Annotated in this window: 20 protein-coding genes and 1 pseudogene; 17 read left to right on the top strand and 4 right to left on the bottom strand. The window is 50.1% G+C overall.

The window, feature by feature from the left end:
* Window positions 1-33 precede the first annotated feature (33 nt).
* The 4 genes and pseudogenes from FHS19_RS17150 to FHS19_RS17140 all read left to right on the top strand — a co-directional run bounded on the left by FHS19_RS17150 (window position 34) and on the right by FHS19_RS17140 (window position 3,215).
* The gene (locus tag FHS19_RS17150; RefSeq protein WP_183583105.1) at window positions 34-1,128 is read left to right on the top strand and encodes a Gfo/Idh/MocA family protein; all 1,095 of its coding nucleotides are present in this window, start codon (window positions 34-36) and stop codon (window positions 1,126-1,128) included.
* Between the two features lie 12 nt (window positions 1,129-1,140).
* Window positions 1,141-1,602 (top strand): annotated as a pseudogene (locus FHS19_RS35720) (sugar phosphate isomerase/epimerase family protein); the annotation flags it as partial.
* A 172-nt stretch (window positions 1,603-1,774) separates the two neighbouring features.
* Window positions 1,775-1,930, top strand: a complete 156-nt coding sequence (locus tag FHS19_RS34940; protein ID WP_246426669.1) for a hypothetical protein — start codon at window positions 1,775-1,777, stop codon at window positions 1,928-1,930.
* Window positions 1,931-2,405: 475 nt separating this feature from the next.
* Complete coding sequence (locus FHS19_RS17140) at window positions 2,406-3,215, top strand: sugar phosphate isomerase/epimerase family protein (protein ID WP_183583104.1); 810 nt, start codon at window positions 2,406-2,408, stop codon at window positions 3,213-3,215.
* Between the two features lie 216 nt (window positions 3,216-3,431).
* On the opposite strand, the gene FHS19_RS17135 is transcribed toward FHS19_RS17140, so the two are convergent.
* Window positions 3,432-4,046: a DUF8580 domain-containing lipoprotein gene (locus FHS19_RS17135; RefSeq protein WP_183583103.1), complete on the bottom strand. Its 615-nt coding sequence runs from the start codon at window positions 4,044-4,046 to the stop codon at window positions 3,432-3,434.
* A gap of 299 nt (window positions 4,047-4,345) precedes the next feature.
* Here FHS19_RS17135 and FHS19_RS17130 point away from each other — a divergent pair, with 299 nt between their 5' ends.
* Window positions 4,346-5,959, top strand: coding sequence for a GMC family oxidoreductase (locus FHS19_RS17130; protein ID WP_183583102.1), 1,614 nt, complete (start codon window positions 4,346-4,348; stop codon window positions 5,957-5,959).
* A gap of 109 nt (window positions 5,960-6,068) precedes the next feature.
* Here FHS19_RS17130 and FHS19_RS17125 read toward each other — a convergent pair whose 3' ends face one another.
* Both FHS19_RS17125 and FHS19_RS17120 read right to left on the bottom strand, forming a co-directional pair.
* A complete protein-coding gene (locus FHS19_RS17125; protein ID WP_183583101.1) occupies window positions 6,069-6,488 on the bottom strand; it encodes a DUF1259 domain-containing protein in 420 nt (139 codons plus the stop codon).
* Window positions 6,489-6,540: 52 nt separating this feature from the next.
* A complete protein-coding gene (locus FHS19_RS17120) occupies window positions 6,541-6,960 on the bottom strand; it encodes a DUF1259 domain-containing protein (protein ID WP_183583100.1) in 420 nt (139 codons plus the stop codon).
* Between the two features lie 457 nt (window positions 6,961-7,417).
* On the opposite strand from FHS19_RS17120, the gene FHS19_RS17115 reads away from it, so the two are divergent.
* The 9 genes from FHS19_RS17115 to FHS19_RS17075 all read left to right on the top strand — a co-directional run bounded on the left by FHS19_RS17115 (window position 7,418) and on the right by FHS19_RS17075 (window position 17,847).
* The gene (locus FHS19_RS17115) at window positions 7,418-8,449 is read left to right on the top strand and encodes a Cfr family 23S rRNA (adenine(2503)-C(8))-methyltransferase (RefSeq protein WP_183583099.1); all 1,032 of its coding nucleotides are present in this window, start codon (window positions 7,418-7,420) and stop codon (window positions 8,447-8,449) included.
* A 49-nt stretch (window positions 8,450-8,498) separates the two neighbouring features.
* A complete protein-coding gene (locus FHS19_RS17110; protein WP_183583098.1) occupies window positions 8,499-8,762 on the top strand; it encodes a CD3324 family protein in 264 nt (87 codons plus the stop codon).
* A gap of 335 nt (window positions 8,763-9,097) precedes the next feature.
* Complete coding sequence (gene rplD / locus FHS19_RS17105) at window positions 9,098-9,721, top strand: 50S ribosomal protein L4 (RefSeq protein WP_183583097.1); 624 nt, start codon at window positions 9,098-9,100, stop codon at window positions 9,719-9,721.
* Between the two features lie 143 nt (window positions 9,722-9,864).
* Window positions 9,865-10,779 carry a helix-turn-helix transcriptional regulator gene (locus tag FHS19_RS17100; protein ID WP_183583096.1) on the top strand — a complete coding sequence of 305 codons (915 nt, stop codon included), beginning with the start codon at window positions 9,865-9,867 and terminating at the stop codon, window positions 10,777-10,779.
* A gap of 127 nt (window positions 10,780-10,906) precedes the next feature.
* On the top strand, window positions 10,907-12,187 hold the full coding sequence (locus tag FHS19_RS17095) for a glycoside hydrolase family 27 protein (RefSeq protein ID WP_183583095.1): 1,281 nt from the start codon (window positions 10,907-10,909) through the stop codon (window positions 12,185-12,187).
* A gap of 428 nt (window positions 12,188-12,615) precedes the next feature.
* Window positions 12,616-13,536, top strand: a complete 921-nt coding sequence (locus FHS19_RS17090; RefSeq protein ID WP_183583094.1) for an ABC transporter permease subunit — start codon at window positions 12,616-12,618, stop codon at window positions 13,534-13,536.
* Window positions 13,533-14,441 carry a carbohydrate ABC transporter permease gene (locus FHS19_RS17085; protein ID WP_183583093.1) on the top strand — a complete coding sequence of 303 codons (909 nt, stop codon included), beginning with the start codon at window positions 13,533-13,535 and terminating at the stop codon, window positions 14,439-14,441. The genes FHS19_RS17090 and FHS19_RS17085 overlap by 4 nt, the downstream gene beginning before the upstream one ends.
* Window positions 14,442-14,480: 39 nt before the next feature.
* The gene (locus FHS19_RS17080; RefSeq protein WP_183583092.1) at window positions 14,481-16,247 is read left to right on the top strand and encodes a type 2 periplasmic-binding domain-containing protein; all 1,767 of its coding nucleotides are present in this window, start codon (window positions 14,481-14,483) and stop codon (window positions 16,245-16,247) included.
* Between the two features lie 55 nt (window positions 16,248-16,302).
* Window positions 16,303-17,847 carry a carboxylesterase/lipase family protein gene (locus FHS19_RS17075; protein ID WP_183583091.1) on the top strand — a complete coding sequence of 515 codons (1,545 nt, stop codon included), beginning with the start codon at window positions 16,303-16,305 and terminating at the stop codon, window positions 17,845-17,847.
* Between the two features lie 18 nt (window positions 17,848-17,865).
* Here FHS19_RS17075 and FHS19_RS17070 read toward each other — a convergent pair whose 3' ends face one another.
* Window positions 17,866-18,630, bottom strand: coding sequence for a helix-turn-helix transcriptional regulator (locus FHS19_RS17070; RefSeq protein WP_183583090.1), 765 nt, complete (start codon window positions 18,628-18,630; stop codon window positions 17,866-17,868).
* Between the two features lie 319 nt (window positions 18,631-18,949).
* On the opposite strand from FHS19_RS17070, the gene FHS19_RS17065 reads away from it, so the two are divergent.
* From FHS19_RS17065 to FHS19_RS17055, 3 genes are all read left to right on the top strand, one after another.
* Window positions 18,950-20,248 (top strand): SGNH/GDSL hydrolase family protein, encoded by a 1,299-nt coding sequence (locus tag FHS19_RS17065; RefSeq protein WP_183583089.1) that lies wholly within the window; start codon window positions 18,950-18,952, stop codon window positions 20,246-20,248.
* 61 nt (window positions 20,249-20,309) lie between these two features.
* The gene (locus tag FHS19_RS17060) at window positions 20,310-21,080 is read left to right on the top strand and encodes an alpha/beta hydrolase (RefSeq protein ID WP_183583088.1); all 771 of its coding nucleotides are present in this window, start codon (window positions 20,310-20,312) and stop codon (window positions 21,078-21,080) included.
* A gap of 354 nt (window positions 21,081-21,434) precedes the next feature.
* A complete protein-coding gene (locus tag FHS19_RS17055) occupies window positions 21,435-22,808 on the top strand; it encodes an ABC transporter substrate-binding protein (protein WP_183583087.1) in 1,374 nt (457 codons plus the stop codon).
* The last annotated feature ends 51 nt before the right edge of the window (window positions 22,809-22,859 follow it).

Here is a 22,859-nt window from a genome sequence, read left to right as displayed (position 1 = left end):
AAGACGGAGTACATGAACAAGGGAGGTAATACTTTGCGTTTTTATATTATAGGAGCCGGAGCCATTGCCAGGACGCATGTCCAGGCCATTCAACACTGGTCTGTGAACAATAACGTGGACAGTAGCATCAAGGTGGCTGACGTGAATCTGGCTGTACTGGACTCGTTTGTAGTGGGTTTTCCCGATGTGGAAGCATATTCTGACCCGGGCGCCATGCTCGCCGAGCCGGCGCAGCCGGAGGATATTGTCATCGTCGCCACGCCGCCTTTTACCCATAAGGGTCTCGCGCTTCAAGCAATAGCGGCCGGGAGGAATGTGCTTTGCGAAAAGCCGCTGGCCATGAACCGGACGGAAGCGTTAGAAATGGCGGAGGCCGCAGAGAAGGCGGGGGTCCTGCTGGGCTGCTGCAGCATGCGTTTCTTGGGCAGTCCGATTACCAAAAAGGTATCCGAGCTTATGCATGCAGGCTGCATCGGAGATCTGTATCAGGTCACGTTTGTGCAGAAAACAAGAAGAGGGCGTTCCGGTATTGAATATCAGCCGCAAAGCCGCTGGTTTCTCGATCGGAGTAAGGCTGGGGGCGGAACGCTGTTCGATTGGGGACCTTACGATCTGGCTCTGCTGTATGAACTGCTGGATTGGGATGCCGTGGAAGTAAAAGGAGCCTGGTGCGTTTCGCCCCAAACAGAGGCCGACCCGGTTACGGTGATGGATGTTGAGTTCCATGTCGGGGCACAGCTGAGCGTTAAAGCGCGCGCCGGAAATCCATTCTGGGTCCAATATGAGCGTTCTTCCTGCACGCACGGGAAAGAGATGCAGCTCGTTCAGCTCGAAGGCAAAAAGGGCGCAGTGACTTTCTCGCCGTACTGGGGCGGAAACGAGGTTCATTTAACTGTAGATGTTAACGGACAGCCTGAGACGACTGTGTATACGGTGGAAGAGCAGGAACCGAACGATCCGATGCATAAACCGGTCATATTCTTCGCTGATGCCGTTCGAGGCCAGAATTCACCGGCCCTCGTACAGTCCGAGGCGGTCTTTGTCTTCAATGTGCTGGCAGGAATATATGAGTCCGCGCAGAGCGGGACCGCAGTTGAAATTACCCGGTCGGGAGTGGATATAGCATGAAAATCAAAGGCTATTCGAGCAATTTGGTACGGCTGGAAGGAAAAATATAAAGCCGAAGGAAGGGCATGGGACATCGGGCAGGCTCTGCAGGAAAATCGGGAGTCGGGGTTTAATGCCATTGAAGACGAGCCTTCCGAAGAACTTCTTGAAGCACTTCAGGGAAGCGGACTCCGGATGTCGGCTGGATACTTGGGACTTGATCTCCATAAACCGGCCGATGAACGAAGTCTGCCGGATCCCATTCGGACGGCGGGCGAGCAGCTGCAGGCAGCCGGAGCCGGGTATTTGATCGTAAACGCAGACCCCAAGGGAAGCTGGTCGCATCCCGAGATCAAGACAGAGAATGAGCTGAAAAGACAAGGTGAAAATTTAAGCCTGATTGCCCGCATAGCCAGGGAGTATGGCCTTCGAACCTGCTTCCACAATCATGCCGATGAGCTTGTGCTATGTGATGGAGATCTCCGATCTGTGATCCAATACGCTTCGAATGATGTGCTGCTGTGCCTGGATACGGCCTGGGCTTGGGCCTCCGGCATCTCAGCCGCTCAACTGGATTCGGGAATATCCCGAAAGAATCGCCGCCGTTCATCTGAGAAACGCCTACGGCAGCATGCCCACCGAAGATCTGCTGGAAGGGGAGATTTCAATGGCGGAAATCATGGATGCATTGAAAGCGGTACATTACGAAGGATGGCTGACGCTAGAGCTCTGGCATCGCCAGGACACCGGCGCCTTCCGCAGCATGAAGGAGGACTCTCACCGTTCGATTGAGCATTTGCGCCATCTGGGCGCAATGCAATAGTGAGAGCATTTGTCCTACCTCTACCAACCGATTCTCGCTCCCGGCATGTCCGAAGCATCGTCTACACTGAGAATGGGATGATTCTGATTTCATTCATATTTTTGCATAGAGAAAGGAGCGCCGGCGATGCAGCTTGACTTAAAGGTAACGCCATTCAGTTATCACGGCTCTTATTTTGCATTTCAGTATGTAGACAATGCTCCTCATGGATTGGGCTAGGGGCTGTATTTAAAGACTATTACAGGGACGCGATGGAGTGGCTCATATGCAAGATCAGCCCTTGGCTGGACGGGAAGGAAATTCCTGCCCGCATCAGCGCGGACGCATCCGTGCTCCGGATGGAGTGCGGGAGCAGGGAGGTGCGGATACTTTTCGGTTCGGAGAGTGCTGTCCTCCAGTATGAAACACTTGGATGAAATCGCTGCAGGCAGGTTTGAAATGGCATGACGGGGTACAGGAATAGGAGGGAAATAGAGTGAAAGCAGCATTTATGACGGCGAATTATGTTGCCAAAGAACTGGACTATACCGGAACATCGGTAAGCGAATGGATGCGGTTTCATGACGCTACCGTCCAAGCCTTTCAAGGACCGCAATTCGAACACAAATTCGAAGAGCTGATCCGTGGAATCAAAGGCCTGGGTTTTGATGCGATTGAGCTGTGGGTTGCTCATCTAGAACCGCATTCAGCCACGCCCCAAATGCTTCAGCAAGCGGTGCGGATTCTCCGCGACTACCAGGTGGAGGTGGTAGCCTATACGGCTGGCTTTGGACAGCCGGGGATGACGCGGGAACAGGCGCTGCGAATTTTCGAGACGGCACAAGCGATCGGGGCGTCTGTGCTGGCGAACGCGTTCCATCCGGACAATGGGCCGTTGCTGAAGGAATTCGTCGAAAAATACCAGATCCGCATGGCACATGAGAATCATCCTGAGAAATCCCCTGCGGAAGTGATGGCGAAAGTGAACCCGTATGAACCTTGGGTCGGCGCAGCCCTTGACACCGGCTGGTTCGCCACGCAGGGATATGATGCGGTGCAAGCCGTTCATGAACTTAAGGACGTGCTTATCCATGTTCATCTGAAGGACATGAAAGCCGCCGGCGAACATCATTCCTGTGCATTGGGAGACGGCATTGTGGATATCAAGGGCGTTTTGTCTGCTTTGCAGCGCATCGGCTATACAGGCGCGCTCACCATTGAGCACGAGCCGTTTGATCACGACCCGACCGAGGAAGTCGCGACCAGCCTGAGCAGGCTGCGCCAATGGTTAACCGAGCTTGCATAGAAGCTGCATAAATCTGAATGACCGAGGAGAATTCAGTTGGATTTGAATGATCGATTAAATATTGGAATGGTCGGTGCTGGCATTATCGCAAACATCCACATTGAACAGTTCAAGCAGTTTCCGGATGGAACTATACATGCATGTCCTTTGCCTGATCCTTAATGGATCAGGCTTTTTATTTAAGTCAGGTTACCGGGTAATAATCCAGGTGTTCATCTATTTTGAATCGCTCAGAACCGTAGATAACGAAACGAGGACGGGACCGGCGAAATCCGATGCCTCTTCCCCTTTGGGATTTCGAAGACGAAACAGGAAGGCATCGCCTGGTTCTGACTTCCACACGATATAATCGTGAATCCCTTCACCGCCCGAGGATTGAAGGTAAAGCTCGGCAAAGCCCAGCGGATGCTCGACAAGCTCTCCGCTATAATCGGATACTTTGCCGAACGGATCCAATTCCTTTTTACCTGCAGTCGCAAGCTGTGCTAAGTCATAATTCGCAGGCAGCTTTTCGATATCGACATAGTACTCCGGATGGCTGCTGAGAAACAGACGTCCCTTAGCCGCGTCAAAGGCAAACTTTTCAAATACGTATAAGGAAAAGCCTTCACCTTGCTGCAAGGTGGCGGTATGCGACGGATTCCCCTCACCGGTCATCAGATCAAAATTTTCGCTCGAAGGACGAGAAGCCTCGGGTTTCTGCTCATTCTCACTTTCTGGAGCGGTGACTTCCTCATTAACCGGCGTTGATATTTCCGGGGTGATGGAAGGTTCCGCTGTGCCTGAGCATGCCGTAAGCGTTAGGGCCACGACGAGAATCGATATTTTCATACGTCCAGAGCTTTTTGGAATCACGCGAGATCACGCCTTTCTGTCTTTTGTTTTCATCATCAGATTTATGATATCCAAGCGGGTAGCCTCTTGAAATACTGACGCGACAGCATTATTTTTTGTTTCGTTTACATGAATATGATGATTGATGAGGAATTACCCTTCCACGGGAACGCGAAACGCAACAAGTATCTGCTTCTATTCAAAAAATGTATCATTTAAAACGAAAAGGTGCTCAGGAACATCAGACAGGTCAATGTAATATCCTTACATTAGACCATATAACAAGGAGAGCACGAATGAGCCGGAAATTAACCTTTGATTATATTATCGTGGGAACTGGTCCTGCTGGCGCTGTAATCGCCAAAACATTAAGTGATAATAAAGAAGTATCGGTTCTTGTCCTGGAGTCCGGTGGGAACAACGATAAAGACACACCCATTAGGGATTCTACATTCGCACTGGAATTGGAAGAACAGTTCTTTCCCCAATACTTCTGGCAGGGGGAAGGGGTTCCGCAAGAGGAGCTGGATGAACGGGCATTTGAATGGACTACGGGACGCCTCTTAGGCGGAGGGTCATCAATTAATGGTGAGCAGTATGTACGTCCTACATCAGCTGTTTTTAGGGAATGGGAAAAGCTATTAGGTCCGCTATGGTCACCTAGACGGGCTATTCGCCGATTTAAGAAATTGGAGAAGTATAACGGAGAAACCGATGATTTAAACGCCCGTGGATTCAGTGGGCGGATCGATATCAGGCAGGCCCCGGTTAACCCTACGTCTATGGCGGAAAAGCTCACCTCAGCTATTGAGAAAGCTACAGGCTATCCGGAGATCCTTGATTATAACGATCCTAAAACTCCCCTGGGTCCGTTTACCCGCTGGCAGTTGTATCAAAGACCAAATGGCCGGAGGGAAAACTCCTCCACAGCCTTTCTCTCCCCGGACATCATGACGCCTTCCGGCCGCGGTGCAAACGGCAGGAAACTAAGGGTGTTCTTTAATTCAACGGCTCTGCGCGTGCTTTTTGACAAGAAACGCGCCACAGGAGTGGAATTCCTGAAAGAAGGAAGACGCGTTCGCGCTTACGCCCAAAAAAAGGTCATCATATCTGCGGGCATCAATAGTGCTCAACTATTGATGCTGTCCGGAATTGGGCCGGCTGCATTACTTAAAGAAGCTGGGATCCCGGTAGTTTTTAATAACCCGAACGTAGGTAAGAGGCTGAGAAATCACACGCTTAACACCGCCGTATTCACCACGAATCCGAACGATACCGCCCTGCCTGCGAATGATCCGAATGCACTTTATACAGGGGGAGCTTTTTTGCCCGATCCGACGGGAGTAAACAGCAATCGCCGGGCGGTTCAGCTGGTTGGCATTGGTTCCGAGAATATGTTAACCTTGGCGATACTTTACTTGCGTCCCAAGAGCCGCGGCTCGATTAAGATCCAGAACAAGGATCCGCTTAAAATCGTGCTTGCGGATGAGGGATTTCTCGCCAATCCGGATGACATGGAAGCCGTAAAAAATATTTTTAGAACCTATATCAAGAATATAGCGGCAGAGCTGGCAGCCATCGATCTGTCGTACCAGCTTGTTTCACCGACACTGGATATGATTGAGGACGACTCCCAATTGGAGGAGTATATTAAACAGAACTTCGACCATAATCATCACCAGCAAAGCTCACTTCGCATGGCTCCGTTAAAAAAGGGAGGGGTCGTTGATCGAATAGGTCATGTGCATGGGGTGGAAGATTTAATCGTTGCCGATGCTTCCATCATTCCATTTACGGTGGACGGGAATACTTCAGCCGCTGCTTTCCTTATTGGGTATACGATTGCCAGGCAGTTGATATCGCCGGATAAAAAAGGCAGAAGACAGCCATCCGAGGGCGACGAAGAGTAATGCCCCCATCTTATTCATAAAGAACGCAAAAGCCCCCGAGTTTGAAAACCCGGGGACTTTTTCCTGCGATGCAGCCAGTAACCTGAAGCGCTTTGCTTCTTGTTGTTCCTCAGCCCAAAAACTTAATGGATTCTTTTGTTTTTCTGGCAAAAGCAATGGGATCATCGATCGACTCCCAGTGAACGTACATCAAGCGCGGATTCTCGAACAACCAGTGGTTGTGGACTGCCGTTACTTTAATCCCGTTTTTGCGGAGATTGGTCAGCAAGCGGTTGACTTGATTTTGGAAGAGAGCCGTTTCGCCTAAACAGAGTGCCCGACCCGAACTGTTCAGGGATTCGAAGGAGAAGAGTTGATAACGGACCAAAGGAGAAGTAGTACGTCTTCCTAAAATAGAGGCTCTAATGACCCGATTTCTGGAGACAAAACAAACCGGGCCTTTCGTAATTTCATGCTCCGTTCCACCTAAAATAGCTGAAAATTCGTCACAAAGCTTTTTAAAGCGAGGACTTACTTTAACTTGCGCCATCCGAAATCATCCTCCCATAAATAATATAAATGAACCAGCCCGTTTAACCGTGTTAGCCCAGGAATCTAATGGATTCTTTTGTTTTTCTGGCAAATGCAACCGGATTGTCAATAGACTCCCAGTGCATATACATTAAGCGAGGCTGCTCTTTCAGCCAGTGGTTATGAACTGCGGTTACTTTAATCCCGCGTTTACGGAGGTTGGACATCAATCGGTTAACCTGATTTTGGTGAACGGCAGTTTCACCCAAACAAAGCGCGCGGCCTGACTTATCAAGAGATTCGAAGGAAAACATTTGCATTTGAACCAAAGGGGAACGTGTTCTTTTTCCCAGAATGGTCTCTCTTAAATTCGTCATCCGCGTAACAAAACAAACCGGGCCTGCTTCAATTTCCGACTCGCCTCCCAATATTTTTCCGAATTGGGTACAAAGTCTTTTGAATTGCGGGCTAACCTTAACTTGTTCCGCCATTATAAGTCCTCCTTTAATCAAGTTCTATGTATTCTATGACCACGGAAGAAAGAAGTATGGACTGATCACATAGGGTACTAGCATAAAAAACGAACCCATCGACGTTGTCTGAACCTATCACGCTTTTTCCGCATGGGCAGCATGACAAATGCTTGACGGGGAGGGGCATTTTGTGATAGTTTCATCCATATCAAATGAACAGGGAGGGATAGAGCGATGACGATTTCTGAGATTGTAGATGATCAGGTGAACCTGTCTTCGAGAGCAAAGCTGGACAAGGTTCACCAAATCACAAATCGGATACCGGAGCTTTATCCTTCTATGCGTAGATATCGCGGGTGACTTCTTTATAGGATAGTCGCTTGTTTGTGTATAGCTAGGTTAATGTATTGCAAGAAAGCACCGGTAAGCCGGTGCTTTTTTTGCGTTGTCTCCGTGTAAAAGGAGATCATTAACGATGAAGCACATCACTAAATATGAAAAAATCCGTCAGATCCTATCCATCCTGAAACAACCGGATTATAGATACAGGCAAATGACAGAGTCCATTTTCAAGCGGAAAATCAGGCATTTTGAAGAAATGAGCAGCCTGCCTAAAGCTGTAAGAAACGAATTAATCAAGGAGATTGGTGACGATGTGCTGGGCATTACGCCCAAAATCGTGCAGCAGTCCAAGCAAGTAAGCAAAATTCTTTTTACCATTCCTGGTGACGAACATATCGAGTCCGTCAAGTTAAGTTATAAAGACGGATGGGAATCCTATTGTATCTCGTCCCAGTGCGGCTGCGGATTTGGTTGTACCTTCTGCGCTACAGGAACGCTGGGGTTAAAGAGAAATCTTACAGCGGATGAAATCACGGACCAGCTTCTTTATTTCCACTTGAATGGCTACCCATTGGACAGCGTGTCCTTTATGGGGATGGGCGAGGCCCTTGCCAATCCGTATGTGTTTGATGCCTTACATGTGCTGACGGATCCTGAGCTGTTCGGTTTGGGGCATCGGAGAATTACGTTGTCTACCATAGGCATACTGCCTGGAGTAAAGAAATTAATGAAGGATTTTCCGCAGATGAATCTAACGTTTTCTCTACACTCCCCATTTCCGGATCAGAGGAGTGAGCTTATGCCCATCAATCATCATTTCCCGCTGGAAGAAGTGATGAAGGTGCTCGATGAGCATATTCAAACGACGAAACGAAAGGTATACATTGCTTATATCCTTTTGAGGGGAATCAACGACTCGGCCAAACACGCCGAAGCGGTTGCTGATTTACTGCGGGGAAGAGGATCATGGGAACATTTATATCACGTCAATCTCATCCCTTACAATTCCACCACGGCCACCCCGCAAAGTTATAAAGAATCGGATCAGAGCGGAATAAAGATGTTCCTTAAAATCTTAAAGACCAAAGGAGTCCATGTTACCGTCAGAACCCAGTTCGGTTCCGATATCAACGCAGCATGCGGTCAATTGTACGGATCACAGTGAAATTTCGGAATTTTGCTGCTTGAACCATTTTTTCAAGGAGTGAGTCTCAGTGAGATACATTAACGCATCAGCCGTCTTGCCAGAGGAATTAGTTGAAAAATTACAGGAATTTGTACAAGGGGAATACCTCTATATTCCCGCTATAAAAAATCAGCATCGGAGCTGGGGAGCGTTATCCGGCGCCAGAATGGAGATCAATAAAAGAAACAGTGAAATACTGAAGGCCTATGTACTAGGAGCATCCGTCGAGGAGCTCTCGGAATCGTTCCACTTGTCGACCTATGCGATCAGAAAAATAATTCATCAGAAGTAGAAATGGACTTCCCCCTCAAGCAAACCATGCTGACGGAAAGCATGATATGACTTGCAGGGGGTTTTTACGTTTTTGTTACTAAACACTACAGCATCATTTCGTATATAGATCCAGAAAATCCAATCTGTTAACGTATAAATGTAGGCAGGGGAAGAGGGGGTTAAAGTCGTGAATGCCATCGTGAATATTTCGGCAGCAGTTTAAGTGAGCATAAAGGAACAATGATAAATCATACGAGTAACAACTAATTATCGCTATTTATGCTTGCTTAAGGCTGATCGTTCCTACGCATATAATGCCCATTACGTCTTAAGGATCATCAGGAGGTAGTTAGGTTGTTAAAGATTTCTGTATATGATATGGATGGTAGAGTGACCGGTGAAATGGAACTCGAACAATCCATCTTCGGTATGATCCCGAATGAATCCGTTTTACACGAAGCCGTTGTTCATTACCTTGCGAATAAGCGCAGCGGGACGCATTCCACATTAACTCGCGGCGAAGTTAGAGGCGGAGGCCGAAAGCCCTATAAACAAAATAAAATCAATCGATCCAGAGCGGGTTCGATCCGTATGCCGCACTGGCGTCATGGAGGGATTGCGTTTGGTCCCAAACCCCGCGACTATGGTTATCGCCTGAATAAAAAGGTCAAGCGTCTAGCGATCAAATCGGCCTTGTCGGCTAAGGTACAAGATAACAAGTTCATTGTCGTCGACAGCATTCAATTAGAGAGCTACAGGACAAAGTCTATCGTCGCCATGCTTAATGCTCTGGATGCCAATCGAAAAGCGCTCATTGTCTTACCTGAAAAAGATCATATGGTCTATAAAAGTGCAAATAACATTCCGGGTGTGCAAACAACAGAAGCCGATTCGCTGAATGCATATGATATTCTGAATTGCGATACGTTCATTATCACTAAAGATGCCATAAGTATGGTTACGGAGATCTATATTTAGAGAGAAAATCAATTTCATACGCACCCGTCTTAGCCTGAATCCCAAGCGGATCAGGCTTTTTAGTTTGCGCTCGAACAGGGATGGAATATAGTTATTACAAGCCTTATCATATAAAAGATCTTGCTAGAAAAGGAGGGAGCCGCATGGCATCCGGTACGGAGACAGGCACATACGGCTTTCGTTTCACGGCGCCTTCGCACCTGGCGCTGTGCGATTTGTTTGCGGTCGGGCGGGACGTGATCAGGCACCCGTCGTACCGGTGGGACGGGCATGAGCGGAAGGACGGCCCACTGCTGCTGTTCCAGTATACGCTGGAGGGTGAGGGCATGTTCGAGTCGGGGACGGAGACGTACCGGATCGATCAGGGACGGGCGATCATGACCGAAATTCCTGGTAATCACCGCTATTATTTTCCAGCGGACGGTTCGCATTGGTCCTTCGTGTTTATTCTGATGCGGCCATCGCTCATTCTGCCGAATTGGGAGGAAGCGAAGCTGCGCTTGGGGGAGGCTCCCTACTTGCCGCCCACAAGCCGGCCCGTCCGCGCACTGCAGGAGATTTGGGACCAGGCAGGCCACGGCCGGATTACCGATCCTTACACGGCCTCTTCCTGTGTATACTCATTTATATCCGAACTGTGCCGGTATGCGGTAGCGCCGCATGACGAGCGCCGGAACTGGCCGGAAAAAGTGCGCCTGGCCGCCGAATATATGGATGTGAATTACCGCTCGATGATCAGCCTGGACCAGCTGTCGGACCGGCTCGGATGGTCTAAATACCATTTGCTGCGCACGTTTGCGGCCGCGGTCGGCCAGACGCCGAGCGAATATTTAAACCGGGTCCGCATTGAGCAAGCGATGCGGCTGCTCCGGCAGACGGATATGAGCGTTGAACAGATCGCGGAGCAGGTCGGATATTCCGGCGGCAGTTACCTGATTAAGGTGTTCCGCAAAATGACCGGGCTGACGCCCGGGGGCTTCCGCTCCGAAGAGGGGCAGCTCACGTTCAGCCGGATGTTTTTCGAGGATTATAACGTCGATAGACGCTTTTCTGATTAGCCGGCGTTGAACCGCAATATTTTACTATAATGGACGTAAGATTACTATGGAAAGGTCGTTATTCCCGGACGTAATATAGGAGGCGTAAAGCAATTTAATTCTACGAAATCAATTCGGGAGGAACGTCATGCAGCATCAATCATTTGCACCCACCCCCCCCATGGGATGGAACAGCTGGGATTGTTACGGCGCAACCGTTACAGAAGCCGAAGTTCGGGGCAATGCCGAATATATGGCGCGCCATTTAAAGGATTACGGATGGGAGTACATCGTCGTCGATATTCAGTGGTACGAGCCGGGAGCCGTCTCAGACCTTTACAGGCCTTTCGTCCGGCTGGAAACCGACGGCTACTCGCGCCTCATTCCGGCGGTGAACCGCTTTCCGTCTGCGGAGGGAGGCCAGGGCTTCAAGCCGCTGGCGGATTATGTACATAGCCTTGGACTAAAATTCGGCATCCATATCATGCGCGGCATTCCGCGGCAGGCCGTGCATGATAATACGCCGATCAAGGGCACGAACGTTACGGCCAGGGATATCGCCCATACCTGCTCCTTCTGCGGGTGGAACACGGACATGTACGGCGTTGACGCTGGCAAGGAAGGGGCTCAGGAATACTATAATTCCTTGTTCGAGCTGTATGCCGATTGGGGCGTCGATTACGTCAAGGTGGATGACATTGCGGATTCGTGGCTGCACGGAGGGCCGCATTTGGCGGAAATGGAGCTGATCCGCAAGGCGATTGACCATGCCGGCCGTCCGATGGTGCTGAGCCTGTCGCCCGGGCCTGCACCCGTGAAGCATGCCGATTTCCTTGAAGCTAATGCCAATATGTGGCGGATGACCGACGATTTCTGGGACCGCTGGCCGCTGCTGCTCGATATGTTCGACCGCTGCGAGACCTGGCAGGGGCGGCCAAAGCCCGGCTGCTGGCCGGATTGCGACATGCTCCCGCTGGGCCGCATCGGTGTTCGGTGCAGCCTTCCCGACCGGATGACGAACTTTACGCGTGACGAGCAGCTGACGATGATGACGCTATGGACGATCTTCCGCTCGCCGCTCATGTTCGGCGGGGAGATGCGTGACAACGACGAGTGGACGTTATCGCTGCTGACGAACCGGGATGTGCTGGACATGCATCAGCACAGCTTCGGTGCCCGTAAGGTGGGCCGGTCCGAAGGCCGAGTGATATGGGCGGCAGAGGGTCCTCATGGCGAGCGTTACGCTGCGCTGTTCAATATCGGCGAGGAAGCAGCCGAAGTTTCCGTGTCGCTGGATGAGTTAGGCATTTCCGGCTCGGCGCATGCGAAAAACTTGTGGACCGGAGAGGAGCGCGGGGAGCTGGACTGCACATTGGCTTCTGCGGTTCCGCCGCATGGTGCCGCTTTGTTCCGGCTTATAACGGAGTAGCAGCGCTTTTGTTGATGTAGAAAGGACGAGAGGAAGTCTATCTTTTATAGATAGGCTTCCTTTTTGTTCAGATCACCAAATTTAGTAGCTTTCAGCAGAGCAGAACGACTCTACGGCCACAAGAAAAAATTTTCGCTCCACGCGCATCGGGCTCTCGATGTGATGATATATCAATTAGATGTTGGTATACATCATTGTTTAAATCAGGGGAGTCATTTACAATTTTTTTAAATTTAGTGCTATATAGATTGAACTTAGTTCATTCTATATAGTCAACTCTATCTCGAGAGATTTATGGAGGTGTTCTATACGAATAAATTCCTTTTGATCGGAGAATTGGATGGGGGCAGTGAGTTCTCTGAATGTTTGAAAGCGTTTGCATAATTCCGCATAGAAAGACAAGACGAATCACAAGGGAAGGTGACACGATGCGCATACGAGAGTACAGCACGAAAGGCATATCTTTTAGGAAATTTCTCTATATACTTCCTTTCATGCTTTTGCTTGCTGTCTTTGCCTACTATCCGCTATACGGATGGGTCTATGCATTTTTCGACTACTCGCCGCCGATTCCGTTGTCCCAATCTCCGTTTGTCGGCTTACAGTGGTTTCGTTCCTTGATCGAAAATCAGGTCAAGATCGACCAGCTGCTCCAGGTGATCAAGAACACGTTCGGGATGAGTGGATTGGGGCTGCTGTTCTCATGGCTCCCCATGATTTTTGCCATATTCCTGAACGAAATGAAGGCCGTGCGGTTCCGGAAGTTTGTGCAGACGGTAACGACCCTGCCGAATTTTATCAGCTGGGTATTGGTATATTCTTTGGCGTTTTCCATGTTTTCCAGCGAAGGCATCGTCAACGGTCTGCTGAAGCAGCTGGGACTGATCGAGTCCCCGGTTTTGTTCCTTCAGAACTCCGATCATGTCTGGATCACCATGTGGTTGTGGACGATCTGGAAAACGCTAGGCTGGTCCGCCATCTTGTACATAGCGGCGATTACAGGAATTGATGATTCCCTTTATGAGGCGGCCCATGTGGACGGGGCAACGAGAATGCAGGTGATATGGAACGTCATCCTGCCGAGCATGCTCCCGACATATTTTGTTCTGCTGATGCTGCAAATCGCAAGTTTTCTGAATAATGGATTGGAGCAATATTTCGTATTCCAAAATGCATTTAACAAGGAAAACATACAGGTTCTGGACCTGTACGTTTATAACCTGGCGATGGGGGGCGGCAGCTACTCCGTATCGGTCGCGATCAGTATGCTGAAGAGCTTGATTAGTGTTGTTCTTCTCTTTTCGGTAAACGGATTCTCCAAATTGTTAAGAGGAGAGAGTATCGTATGAGAAAAGCAGTTCGGGTAAGCCCGACCGACAAATTGATCACGGTATTGATCTACGTCCTTTTTACCTTGTTTGCTTGCGTGTGCGTCTATCCGTTTTACTCCATCATCATTAATACGATAAGCGCAAACGATATCAGTGCCCGGGGGGACGTCGTCTTTTATCCGCGGCACATCCATTTCCAGAACTATTTGGATGTGTTTAAAATACCTGGACTGGGGAATGCGGCTCTGATCTCCTTGGGCAGAACCGTGATCGGAACCCTGCTGACGGTAGGAGCCTCCGCCTTTTTGGGATTCATGTTCTCCCAAGAGGATATGTGGGGGAGAAGATTCTGGTACCGGTTCACTGTCATAACCATGTTCTTTAACGCCGGCATTATTCCATGGTATCTCACCATGAGATCCCTGCATTTGACCAACAATTTCCTGGCATACATTCTGCCGACCATCGTTGCCCCGTTCTTCATCATTCTGGTCAAGACCTTCGTGGAATCGACGCCGAAGGAATTGCAGCAGGCGGCAAGCATCGACGGAGCGGGGACGATGATGATCTTCCTCCGGATCATATTGCCGATAAGCAAGCCCATATTGGCGACGGTTGCCATATTCACTGCCGTGGATCAGTGGAACTCTTTTCAGGATACGCTGCTGCTCGTTACGGACAGTAAATTATACACGCTGCAATTCATTCTTTATAACTATATCAATCAGGCGAGCTCATTATCTACCATGGTCAACCTGCAAAATGCCGGTTCGACTGCCATTGCCAGTCTAGCCACAGAGCAAACCACAACTTCCATCCGCATGACGGTTACCATTATCGTCGTTGCCCCCATATTGCTCGTGTACCCGATCTTCCAGAGGTTTTTCGTCAAGGGAATTATGATCGGGGCGGTCAAAGGTTGATTTTCACTTGATATTACCAATGGATTAGGAGGATGGCCAATGAGTAAGAGCAGAAAAGCAGCCAAAAAATCAGTGATGCTATTGTTCGCTTGCCTCTTCATGGCTTCGGTCGGGTTGGCTGGATGTGGAAGCGCATCCAATGAGGAATCGGGTACTGACGCAAAGACATCCCCGAATGACACAGCCATAGATCACAGCAAGCCGCTGACGATCACGGTGTTTGATAATGCGGCGAATTACCAAGGCGAGCAAACCGGATGGTATGGCAAGCTGCTTAAGGACAAATTTAATCTGACGCTGAACATAGTTGCTCCGCAGGTTGCCGGCGACCAGTTATACAAGACAAGGACGGCAGCAGGAAATTTGGGAGATCTCCTGATCATCGATAACAGTCAGCTGGAAGAGCTCATCCCGGCCGGTCTCATTATGGACATCTCGGATAGGGTCAAGAACACCAAGTACTTGTCCAAATATGTGGATAATCACTTCAAACCTTTCAACGATGCCTTTGATAAAGTCAATCCGGATGGCAAAATTTACGCGATGCCGACGTTTACAGCCGATACTTCGCCAACGACTTTTTCGGAAGACCAGCCTTACTCCAGCCCCATTTTGCCTTGGGATTATTACAAGGGAGTAGGGGCGCCCAAGCTGAACAATTTGACCGACCTGCTGAATGTGCTGAAAAAAATGCAGGAAAAGTATCCAAAGAATCCGGACGGTAAACCGATCGTTCCAATCACCTTGTGGAAGGATTGGGATGGCGGAGGAATGGAGAACGTACGCTGGCTGAGCAACTGGTACGGCTATGAGCAGCCGGACGGAACGACAACCCTGCAGCTGAATGCGAAAGGCGATATCGTTCCGCTGATCGATGACAACAGCATGTACAAAAAGATTATGCAATTCTATTTTACGGCCAATCAGATGGGGTTAATCGATCCGGATTCCGCATCGCAGGATTGGAACAAGGTCTCCGAAAAACTGACCAACAAACAGGTCCTTCTCTTATGGTATTCCTGGCAGAGAGGGTTCTACAATTCCATTGATAGAGGCAAGAACGGCGACGGCTATGTTTCAGTCCCGATCGCGGATTCACGGATCATTCAGACCAGTGATGCGTTTTACGGCAACGGCAGGGTTTTTGCCATCGGTTCAAAGGCCAAGAATCCCGAACGAATCATGGAATTCCTGGATTGGTCGGTTTCCCCCGAGGGCTTACGGTACTACACGAATGGCTTTGAAGGATTTAATTATGAAAAGACGGCGGACGGCAAGTTTAAGCTGACGGAAGCAGGCCAGACCGCATTTCAGAAGAACACGCCCGTACCGGATCAGTATGGAGGCGGCGGATACCAGGACGGACAGAGCAAGATTAACAGCATGATCATGAGCGATTTTGTCAAGGACCCGGACACCGGTGAATTCTATAACAGCAATTACTGGAGTTCCACTATAGAAGCTAACAAGACCGCCCTGACCACGGACTGGCAAAAAACTTATAACGCAAAAAACGCAACAGACTACTATTTGATAAATAAGATGATCGACATCGTACCGAATATTAATACAAGTTTCGGCGTCGACTCTTCGGACATCAAAAATAAACGCAGCCAGATTTCGGACTATGTAAAGAATGTATCCTGGAAAATGGTGTTTGCGAAGGACCAGGCGGAGTTTGACCAGCTGTGGGCAAAGATGAAGACCGATGTGGAAGGTCTCGGCTGGAACGAAGTCCTTGCTTCGGATACGGCAAAAGCGCAAAAAATCGTTCAAATGCGTGCCGATGCATCGGCCGGCAAATGAGAACAGCCGCTGTGAAGGTACCGGTGAATTCCAACAATGAAGGGAGACGTTACACATGCTTCGAATCGTAGAAGTTGAAAACGGGTTGGTGCAGGGACTGCCTGCAGCCGACCCCCGAATCACCAGTTTCAAGGGAATCCCATTCGCCGCTCCGCCCGTAGGCGACAACCGGTGGCGTGCCCCGCAGCCCGCCAAGGACTGGGAAGGCGTGCTTAAGGCGTACGAATTCGCGCCGATCTCGATGCAGGTGAGGCAGGAGATCGACGATAACAACATCTATACCCGGGAATGGGCCGTTGAACCGGACATCGCCATGGACGAGGACTGCCTCTACCTGAACGTATGGACACCGGCCCATCGAACCGATGAGAAATTGCCGGTATATGTATGGTATTTTGGCGGGGGACTCCAGGTCGGCCACACAGCTGAAATGGAGTTCGACGGCGAACGCATCGCCAGGAGAGGAATCGTCGTCGTTACGATCAACTACCGCCTCAATGTGTTCGGATTTCTATGCCATCCCGAAATTACGGCGGAAGCGCCCGAAGCGCCGGCTAACTTCGGCAATCTCGATCAGCAGGCGGCCACAAGATGGGTCAAGCGCAACATCGCAGCTTTCGGCGGCGACCCGGACAACATCACGATCGGCGGTCAGTCCGCCGGCGGCGGCAGCGTGATGACCCAGCTGACTTCGCCTCAGAATGAGGGGCTTTTTCAGAAGGCGATCATTCAAAGCGGAATCTATACGAAGCTGTATCCGGGGACCCGCATGCCTCCGCTACGGAGTCATTTGGCGGAAGCCGAACAGGACGGCGTGAAATTTTTTGAGTACCTCGGCGTATCTTCGCTTGCGGAAGCCCGGCAGCTGGATGCCGTCACTCTCCGTGACAAGGCTGTGCAGTACCAGGGATTCTGGGGCACCGTCGCAGATCAGGTGTTCAGCGTAGGCAACCCGTTTGAATTGTTTCTTGAAAACAAGCACTGGAAGGTGCCGGTCATGTTTGGGCACACGTCCTCCGAGTTCTTCAGCGTTCCGGACGTCCATACGCCTGAAGACTTCAAGAAGCTGGCCGTGGATATGTTCGGAGACGACGCAGATGCGTTCCTGGAGCTTTGCGGCGTGCAATCGGACAGCATAAAGGAGAGCCGGCAGAAGGCATCGGTGAACGGCATCGAATATGCGATCCGCATAGCCGCGCAGGCCGATGCCGAGAACGGCTCCGGTACCCCTTTGTACTATTACAATTTTGATGCCGAGATCCCAGGCTGGGATCATCCGGGCACCTTCCACTCGGTGGATCTCTGGTTTTTCTTTGAAACGCTGGCGAAATGCTGGCGGCCTTTTGTCGGCAAACATTATGATTTGGCGCGCCAGATGTGCAATTATTGGGCGAATTTCATTCGTACCGGGGACCCGAACGGGCTGGATGCAACGGGAGAGGAACTGCCGCGATGGGAGCCTTATACCCCCGAAGCGCCGTATGGAATGCTCTTTGCCGATCAGGCCGAATATTCCAGAGAACAGCCGAGCGAGATCATGAAGTTTCTGGTGCACCAATATTTCAAGAAGAACAGGCCCGCCCTGCAACCAGAGGCTTAGCATGACGTGACTTGAATCTCAAGCCATTTCGTGCTCCTGGAATTTTCTTGGCGAATAGCCTGTCATCTGTTTGAACTGTCTGCAAAAGTGCTCCACATTTTGATATCCGCATCGGGATGCGACTTCAGCAATGCTTTGGGTGCTGTGAATTAAATATTCTTTGGCCAACCGGATTCGGCTGTTGATCACGTCTTCCATGCAGGTGACTCTGAAGGTTTTCTTGTAGATGCTCTGCAGGTAGCCTGGGCTGATTCCGAGGTAATCCGCCATTTTTGCAATCGTCCAGTAATCGCCCGGATCGTTCTGGATCGCGGTTCGAAGCTTCAATAAGTTATAGTACTGAGGCGTAATCGGTTCATGAAAATAAGATTCCAACAGCTTGTTGAACAGCGTCCGAAGCAAGCAGTCGATGGAAGATGCCCTGTAATCCCGATGAAAGTTGTGTTCGATGGATAACAGTTCAAGCAGTTTATGGCAGTAGTCCGGATCATCCAAGGAAAATGGAACTCCGGAGGGCAGCGGCGATTCCGTAATATAGGGTTCATTGGATTCGAAGCGGATCCAATCATTGACGAATTGATCGGCGCATGCCCGGTAATAAACCTTCTGCTGCGGACGGTAGAGAATAACGCTATGCGTAGGGTATTCCTTCAGATCTCCATGGACCCAGAACTGCGCCGGAGTCTTGGTGATGACAAGGAGCCAGTGACAGCCCATGGGAACGTCGATAACAAAATTGCTTGCGTGCGTCGTGTTGCAATCAACAAAATGAATATGGGCCATCTTTACCCCTCCTTGGAATGATATCTCTACTATATTATAACGAGGAAAACATGAACGAAACCCTATGAGTTCTACCTTAGCAACAGCACGATCACCATTTTTCAAGAGAATTCGAGAAGCGGACGGCCCTGAAACCTGTGGCTTACAGAAAACTGCATCAGACCGGAAATCGGGTAGGAATTCTTCCCCTTAGGCCGTAAACATCGGGTGGGTATGTAAAGAGATGCGGATTGAGTTGATCCGTCCGTTGCAGGGATAATAGAGTTTGATAAATCAAAACGATCATGTTGCTCCTAATAACAAAGAAGAGGGGATTTCCATGACGGACCATCCAGCTGCTTCCACGAATGAACCTTGCGGCCCTGCGGCACCGCAGGATCCTGTTGACTTGCATGAAGGTGATCAAGCTGCCGAAGACATGACCGATCCTCCGGTTGACTTTGAGGGGCCCTCCTATCGTAACATGATCGCCAAATCTCTTTTGAATCGGGGTAACAATAAGAGATTGAAAGCGGCTATCGACAAAGCGGAGAGAGGCGAGCCGGTCACCATCGCCTACATCGGCGGCTCCATTACCCATGGCGCCGGGGCTGCCCCGCTTCCTGCCAATTGTTATGCCTACAGGTCGTACGATCTTTTCAGGAATCGGTTCGCCTCCTCCGAAGGCAGTTCGATCCGTCTGATCAAAGCGGGAGTAGGCGGCACGCCATCGGAGCTGGGGATCGTACGTTACGATCGGGATGTTCTCCGGGATGGCAAGGAGAATCCGGATATCGTGGTCGTGGAGTTTGCCGTCAATGACGCCGGCGACGAGACGCGGGGCAATGGCTATGAAAGTTTGGTGCTCAAGGCGCTTGGCGGCGATAGCCAGCCTGCGGTGATCCTGCTGTTCAGCGTGTTCTTGAACGACTGGAATCTTCAGGACCGGCTGGCTCCGGTCGGGTGGCATTACGACCTTCCCATGGTCAGCATAAAGGATGCCATCGTGGATCAGTTCGGTTTGGCCAGGGATCAAGGAGGCGTCATCTCCAAAAGGCAGTTTTTCTATGATATCTATCATCCGACGAATAGCGGCCATCAGATCATGGCGGATTGCCTGGACTGGCTGTTCGAAGTCACGGACCGGTCTGCTCCTGATGAGGAAGATGTCCTGACCGACAAGCCGCCGTTGATCGGCAACGATTACGTCCGCACCCGGCTGCTGGATCGCCAGAACGGTGAGGGGATCGCTAAGATCGATACCGGTGGTTTTCGGGAGACCGATACCGATCTGCAGCTCGCGGAAATGGACGATCACGATTACGGCACGCCCCAATTTCCCCATAACTGGATGCATACAGCCGGATCGGGAGAGGGCAATTTTATAATGACCATCAGGAGCAAGCGCCTCATTCTCGTATTCAAAGACTCGGGAAGCGGCGATTTCGGATCCGCGGAGATTCGGGTGGACGGAAAGCACAAGCTGACCGCTGACCCGCATGAAGTGAACTGGACGCACGGCAGTGCGGTTATTTTGTACGATGAGGCGGAATCAGGGGAGCATACCGTGGAGATCCGCATGGCCGCGGGCAGCGAACATAAACGGTTTACTATTCTGGGGTTTGGTTATGTGCTGTAAAGCTAGTTTTTACCCATTGAGATTTAATCAAGAGAACATATAACAGGGGAGGAGAAAGAAATTGATAGAAACAGCGCCAACCGGCTTTGACCAATATAGGGAGGACATCAGCCACGGACAAATCGAAACGCTGAAATATTTTTCGGAAACCGTCGGCTGTGACCGCACAACGTTCATTTATACCCCGCCCGGTTACTCAGAACGTCAAAAGTATAACGTGCTCTTTCTCCTGCACGGAATAGGCGGGGATGAAGCCGAATGGAAGAATCACGGCAATATACAGGTCGTGCTCGATAATCTTTATGCCGACAGCAAGCTCGAGCCGATGATCGTCGTACTCCCTAATGGCCGCGCGATGCCAAACGACAGGGCGGAAGGAAACATATTCGATCCCGACAAGGTGAAAGCCTTCGAGACTTTCGAGGTCGATTTGCTTCATGATCTGATTCCTTTCATTGAGTCTAAATACCCGGTATTAACGGGCAGAGAGAACTGTGGTATCGCCGGGTTGTCCATGGGCGGTGGGCAGGCACTGAATATCGGCTTGAATCATCTCGACCGCTTTGCCTGGATAGGAGCCTTTTCTCCGGCGCCGAATACCCAGGTCCCCGAGCTGCTCGTACCGAATCCTGAAGAGGCAGCAAATCTGCTCAGACTGCTCTGGCTTTCCTGCGGAGACCGGGATGACTTGAAGCATATCAGTGACCGGACGCACTCGTATTTGTCAAAGCACGGCGTTCCTCATGTCTGGTACGAGGAAAGCGGCGGACATGATTGGCCGGTTTGGAAAAACGATCTGTATCATTTCTCGCAGCTGCTGTTTCGGGTTTAGCATCATGGATCAAGAAGAAGAAGCCTCTCCTTTACGGATAGGTTTCTTTTTTTTGAGCGCATATTCCATTTGTTACAGCAGTTCAGGTTAAGGGAGGTTGCTAATGCGGAAATTGGAAATATACCTGGATTTTTGAAAATCCGAAATGATGTTTAAAACTTACAAATGCCATTTAGATTATCTATGGCCGTTTGCCGGAAATCCATTTAACATGATCCGTGTGCTTGCCGTTCATCAGGAACCACCGGCATCGAAAACCGATTCTTTCGGTTATCACGGAGGCATGCGTGTGCAAGCTCATTTTTTTGAAAGCGCTGTATTTTGAGGTGCAGCGATATCCAAAGGGGGGTATTTATGAGAAAGCGTAAGTCAATGGTGCTGGTTTGGTGTTTGATTCTGATCCTGATGGCCTCTTGCAGCAGCGGCTCAGGAGGAGGCGCTGCCGACCCGGGTTCCAGCGGCGGAAATGCCGCTGAGGAAAGCGCGAATGCACCCGCAAAGCCGGACGAAAACGAAGAGAGCGGTACTTCGGAAATGAATTTCGATATGGGTGGACGGACGATCAAATGGGTGTCCTGGTATGACGAATCGATCAAGGAAGATAATCCGGACAATATTAAAAAGAAGCAGAACCTGGACGAACTCATGAAGAAGCATAACTTTAAAATGGAATACGTCATGATTGACTATGGCGAGTACGTGAATAAAGTGACGTCATCCCTGTTAGCGGGAGAGCCGCTCGGCGACATCATCCGGATGGCCAGACCTTGGATGATTCCAACGCTCGTGAAGCAGGATTTATTCTCGCCGGTTGATGAGTACACGAAAAATCAGAACGTGTTTATTCAGCAGTACACGAACGATTATTCGCAGTTTGAGGGCAGGGGCTACGGGTTCAGGGCAGGCATCAACGGTGCTTCATCAGGTATTTTTTATAATCGAACCTTGCTGGGGAAACTGGGCCTCAAGCCGCTGCAGGAATACGTGAACGAAGACGACTGGAATTGGGAGACCTTCATCCAAGCTGCTAAAGAGGCGAACAAAGACACGAATAATGACGGTAAGCTGGACACATGGGGGCTCGCTTCCGCTTCGATTTTAGTTCAGGCTTTGGCGGCCAACGGCGCAAATCTCGTTTCGGGAGATCAGCAAAATCTGGAGGATCCCAAAACGAAAGAAACCTTGAACTTCATATCCCGGCTCGCAACGGAAAACATCGCCAGGCCTACCGAGGGCGGTGATTGGACCGAACCCGGCCAATTTTTCCGGCAAGGGAACACGCTGATGTATGCCGGGAGCGATTATGAGATGGACGGATTCAAAAAGGATATGCCCGATTTGGATATTGGTTTTCTGCCCTTCCCTAAAGGGCCCAGCGCTACAGAGTACCACTCCCATCTTACGATTCCGAATTACTTGACGATCCCGAAGGCGGTCGAACATCCCGAGCAATTGGTTTACATTTATGAAAAAATCAACGATATCGAGTCCATCTACGACTACCCGAAACAAGCTTCGCTCGAAACGTTATTCAAGAACGAAGACGACATCAACAACGCAAAAATGGCAGGGGAAAGCATCAACGTTGTCGATGGCAAAGACGGGTATCCTTCCATGCCTTACTATGAGCTAGTCGGAGACATACTTGACGGAAATTCCGTTTCCACGGTCATTGGAACATACAAAGAGCCATTCCAGGCTTCGATTGATGAAGTTTGGAAAAAGTAGCGGTACCGTCCCCACGAAGAAAATATCCGAAGTGGGGACTCCTTATATTCT

Origin of the sequence: Paenibacillus rhizosphaerae (assembly GCF_014192015.1) — a bacterium.
Lineage (GTDB): Bacteria > Bacillota > Bacilli > Paenibacillales > Paenibacillaceae > Paenibacillus_AQ > Paenibacillus_AQ rhizosphaerae.
The sequence above is the reverse complement of the archived record's forward strand: the minus strand, read 5'-3'. Positions and strand labels throughout refer to the sequence as shown.

What these genes read in the sequence shown, in the direction of transcription:
- FHS19_RS34940 (WP_246426669.1), top strand. Translation starts at nt 1,775, where the DNA reads ATGGCGGAAATCATGGATGCATTGAAAGCGGTACATTACGAAGGATGG.
- FHS19_RS17135 (WP_183583103.1), bottom strand. Translation starts at nt 4,046, where the DNA reads ATGAAAATATCGATTCTCGTCGTGGCCCTAACGCTTACGGCATGCTCA.
- FHS19_RS17130 (WP_183583102.1), top strand. Translation starts at nt 4,346, where the DNA reads ATGAGCCGGAAATTAACCTTTGATTATATTATCGTGGGAACTGGTCCT.
- FHS19_RS17125 (WP_183583101.1), bottom strand. Translation starts at nt 6,488, where the DNA reads ATGGCGCAAGTTAAAGTAAGTCCTCGCTTTAAAAAGCTTTGTGACGAA.
- FHS19_RS17120 (WP_183583100.1), bottom strand. Translation starts at nt 6,960, where the DNA reads ATGGCGGAACAAGTTAAGGTTAGCCCGCAATTCAAAAGACTTTGTACC.
- FHS19_RS17115 (WP_183583099.1), top strand. Translation starts at nt 7,418, where the DNA reads ATGAAGCACATCACTAAATATGAAAAAATCCGTCAGATCCTATCCATC.
- FHS19_RS17100 (WP_183583096.1), top strand. Translation starts at nt 9,865, where the DNA reads ATGGCATCCGGTACGGAGACAGGCACATACGGCTTTCGTTTCACGGCG.
- FHS19_RS17095 (WP_183583095.1), top strand. Translation starts at nt 10,907, where the DNA reads ATGCAGCATCAATCATTTGCACCCACCCCCCCCATGGGATGGAACAGC.
- FHS19_RS17090 (WP_183583094.1), top strand. Translation starts at nt 12,616, where the DNA reads ATGCGCATACGAGAGTACAGCACGAAAGGCATATCTTTTAGGAAATTT.
- FHS19_RS17085 (WP_183583093.1), top strand. Translation starts at nt 13,533, where the DNA reads ATGAGAAAAGCAGTTCGGGTAAGCCCGACCGACAAATTGATCACGGTA.
- FHS19_RS17080 (WP_183583092.1), top strand. Translation starts at nt 14,481, where the DNA reads ATGAGTAAGAGCAGAAAAGCAGCCAAAAAATCAGTGATGCTATTGTTC.
- FHS19_RS17075 (WP_183583091.1), top strand. Translation starts at nt 16,303, where the DNA reads ATGCTTCGAATCGTAGAAGTTGAAAACGGGTTGGTGCAGGGACTGCCT.
- FHS19_RS17070 (WP_183583090.1), bottom strand. Translation starts at nt 18,630, where the DNA reads ATGGCCCATATTCATTTTGTTGATTGCAACACGACGCACGCAAGCAAT.
- FHS19_RS17065 (WP_183583089.1), top strand. Translation starts at nt 18,950, where the DNA reads ATGACGGACCATCCAGCTGCTTCCACGAATGAACCTTGCGGCCCTGCG.
- FHS19_RS17055 (WP_183583087.1), top strand. Translation starts at nt 21,435, where the DNA reads ATGAGAAAGCGTAAGTCAATGGTGCTGGTTTGGTGTTTGATTCTGATC.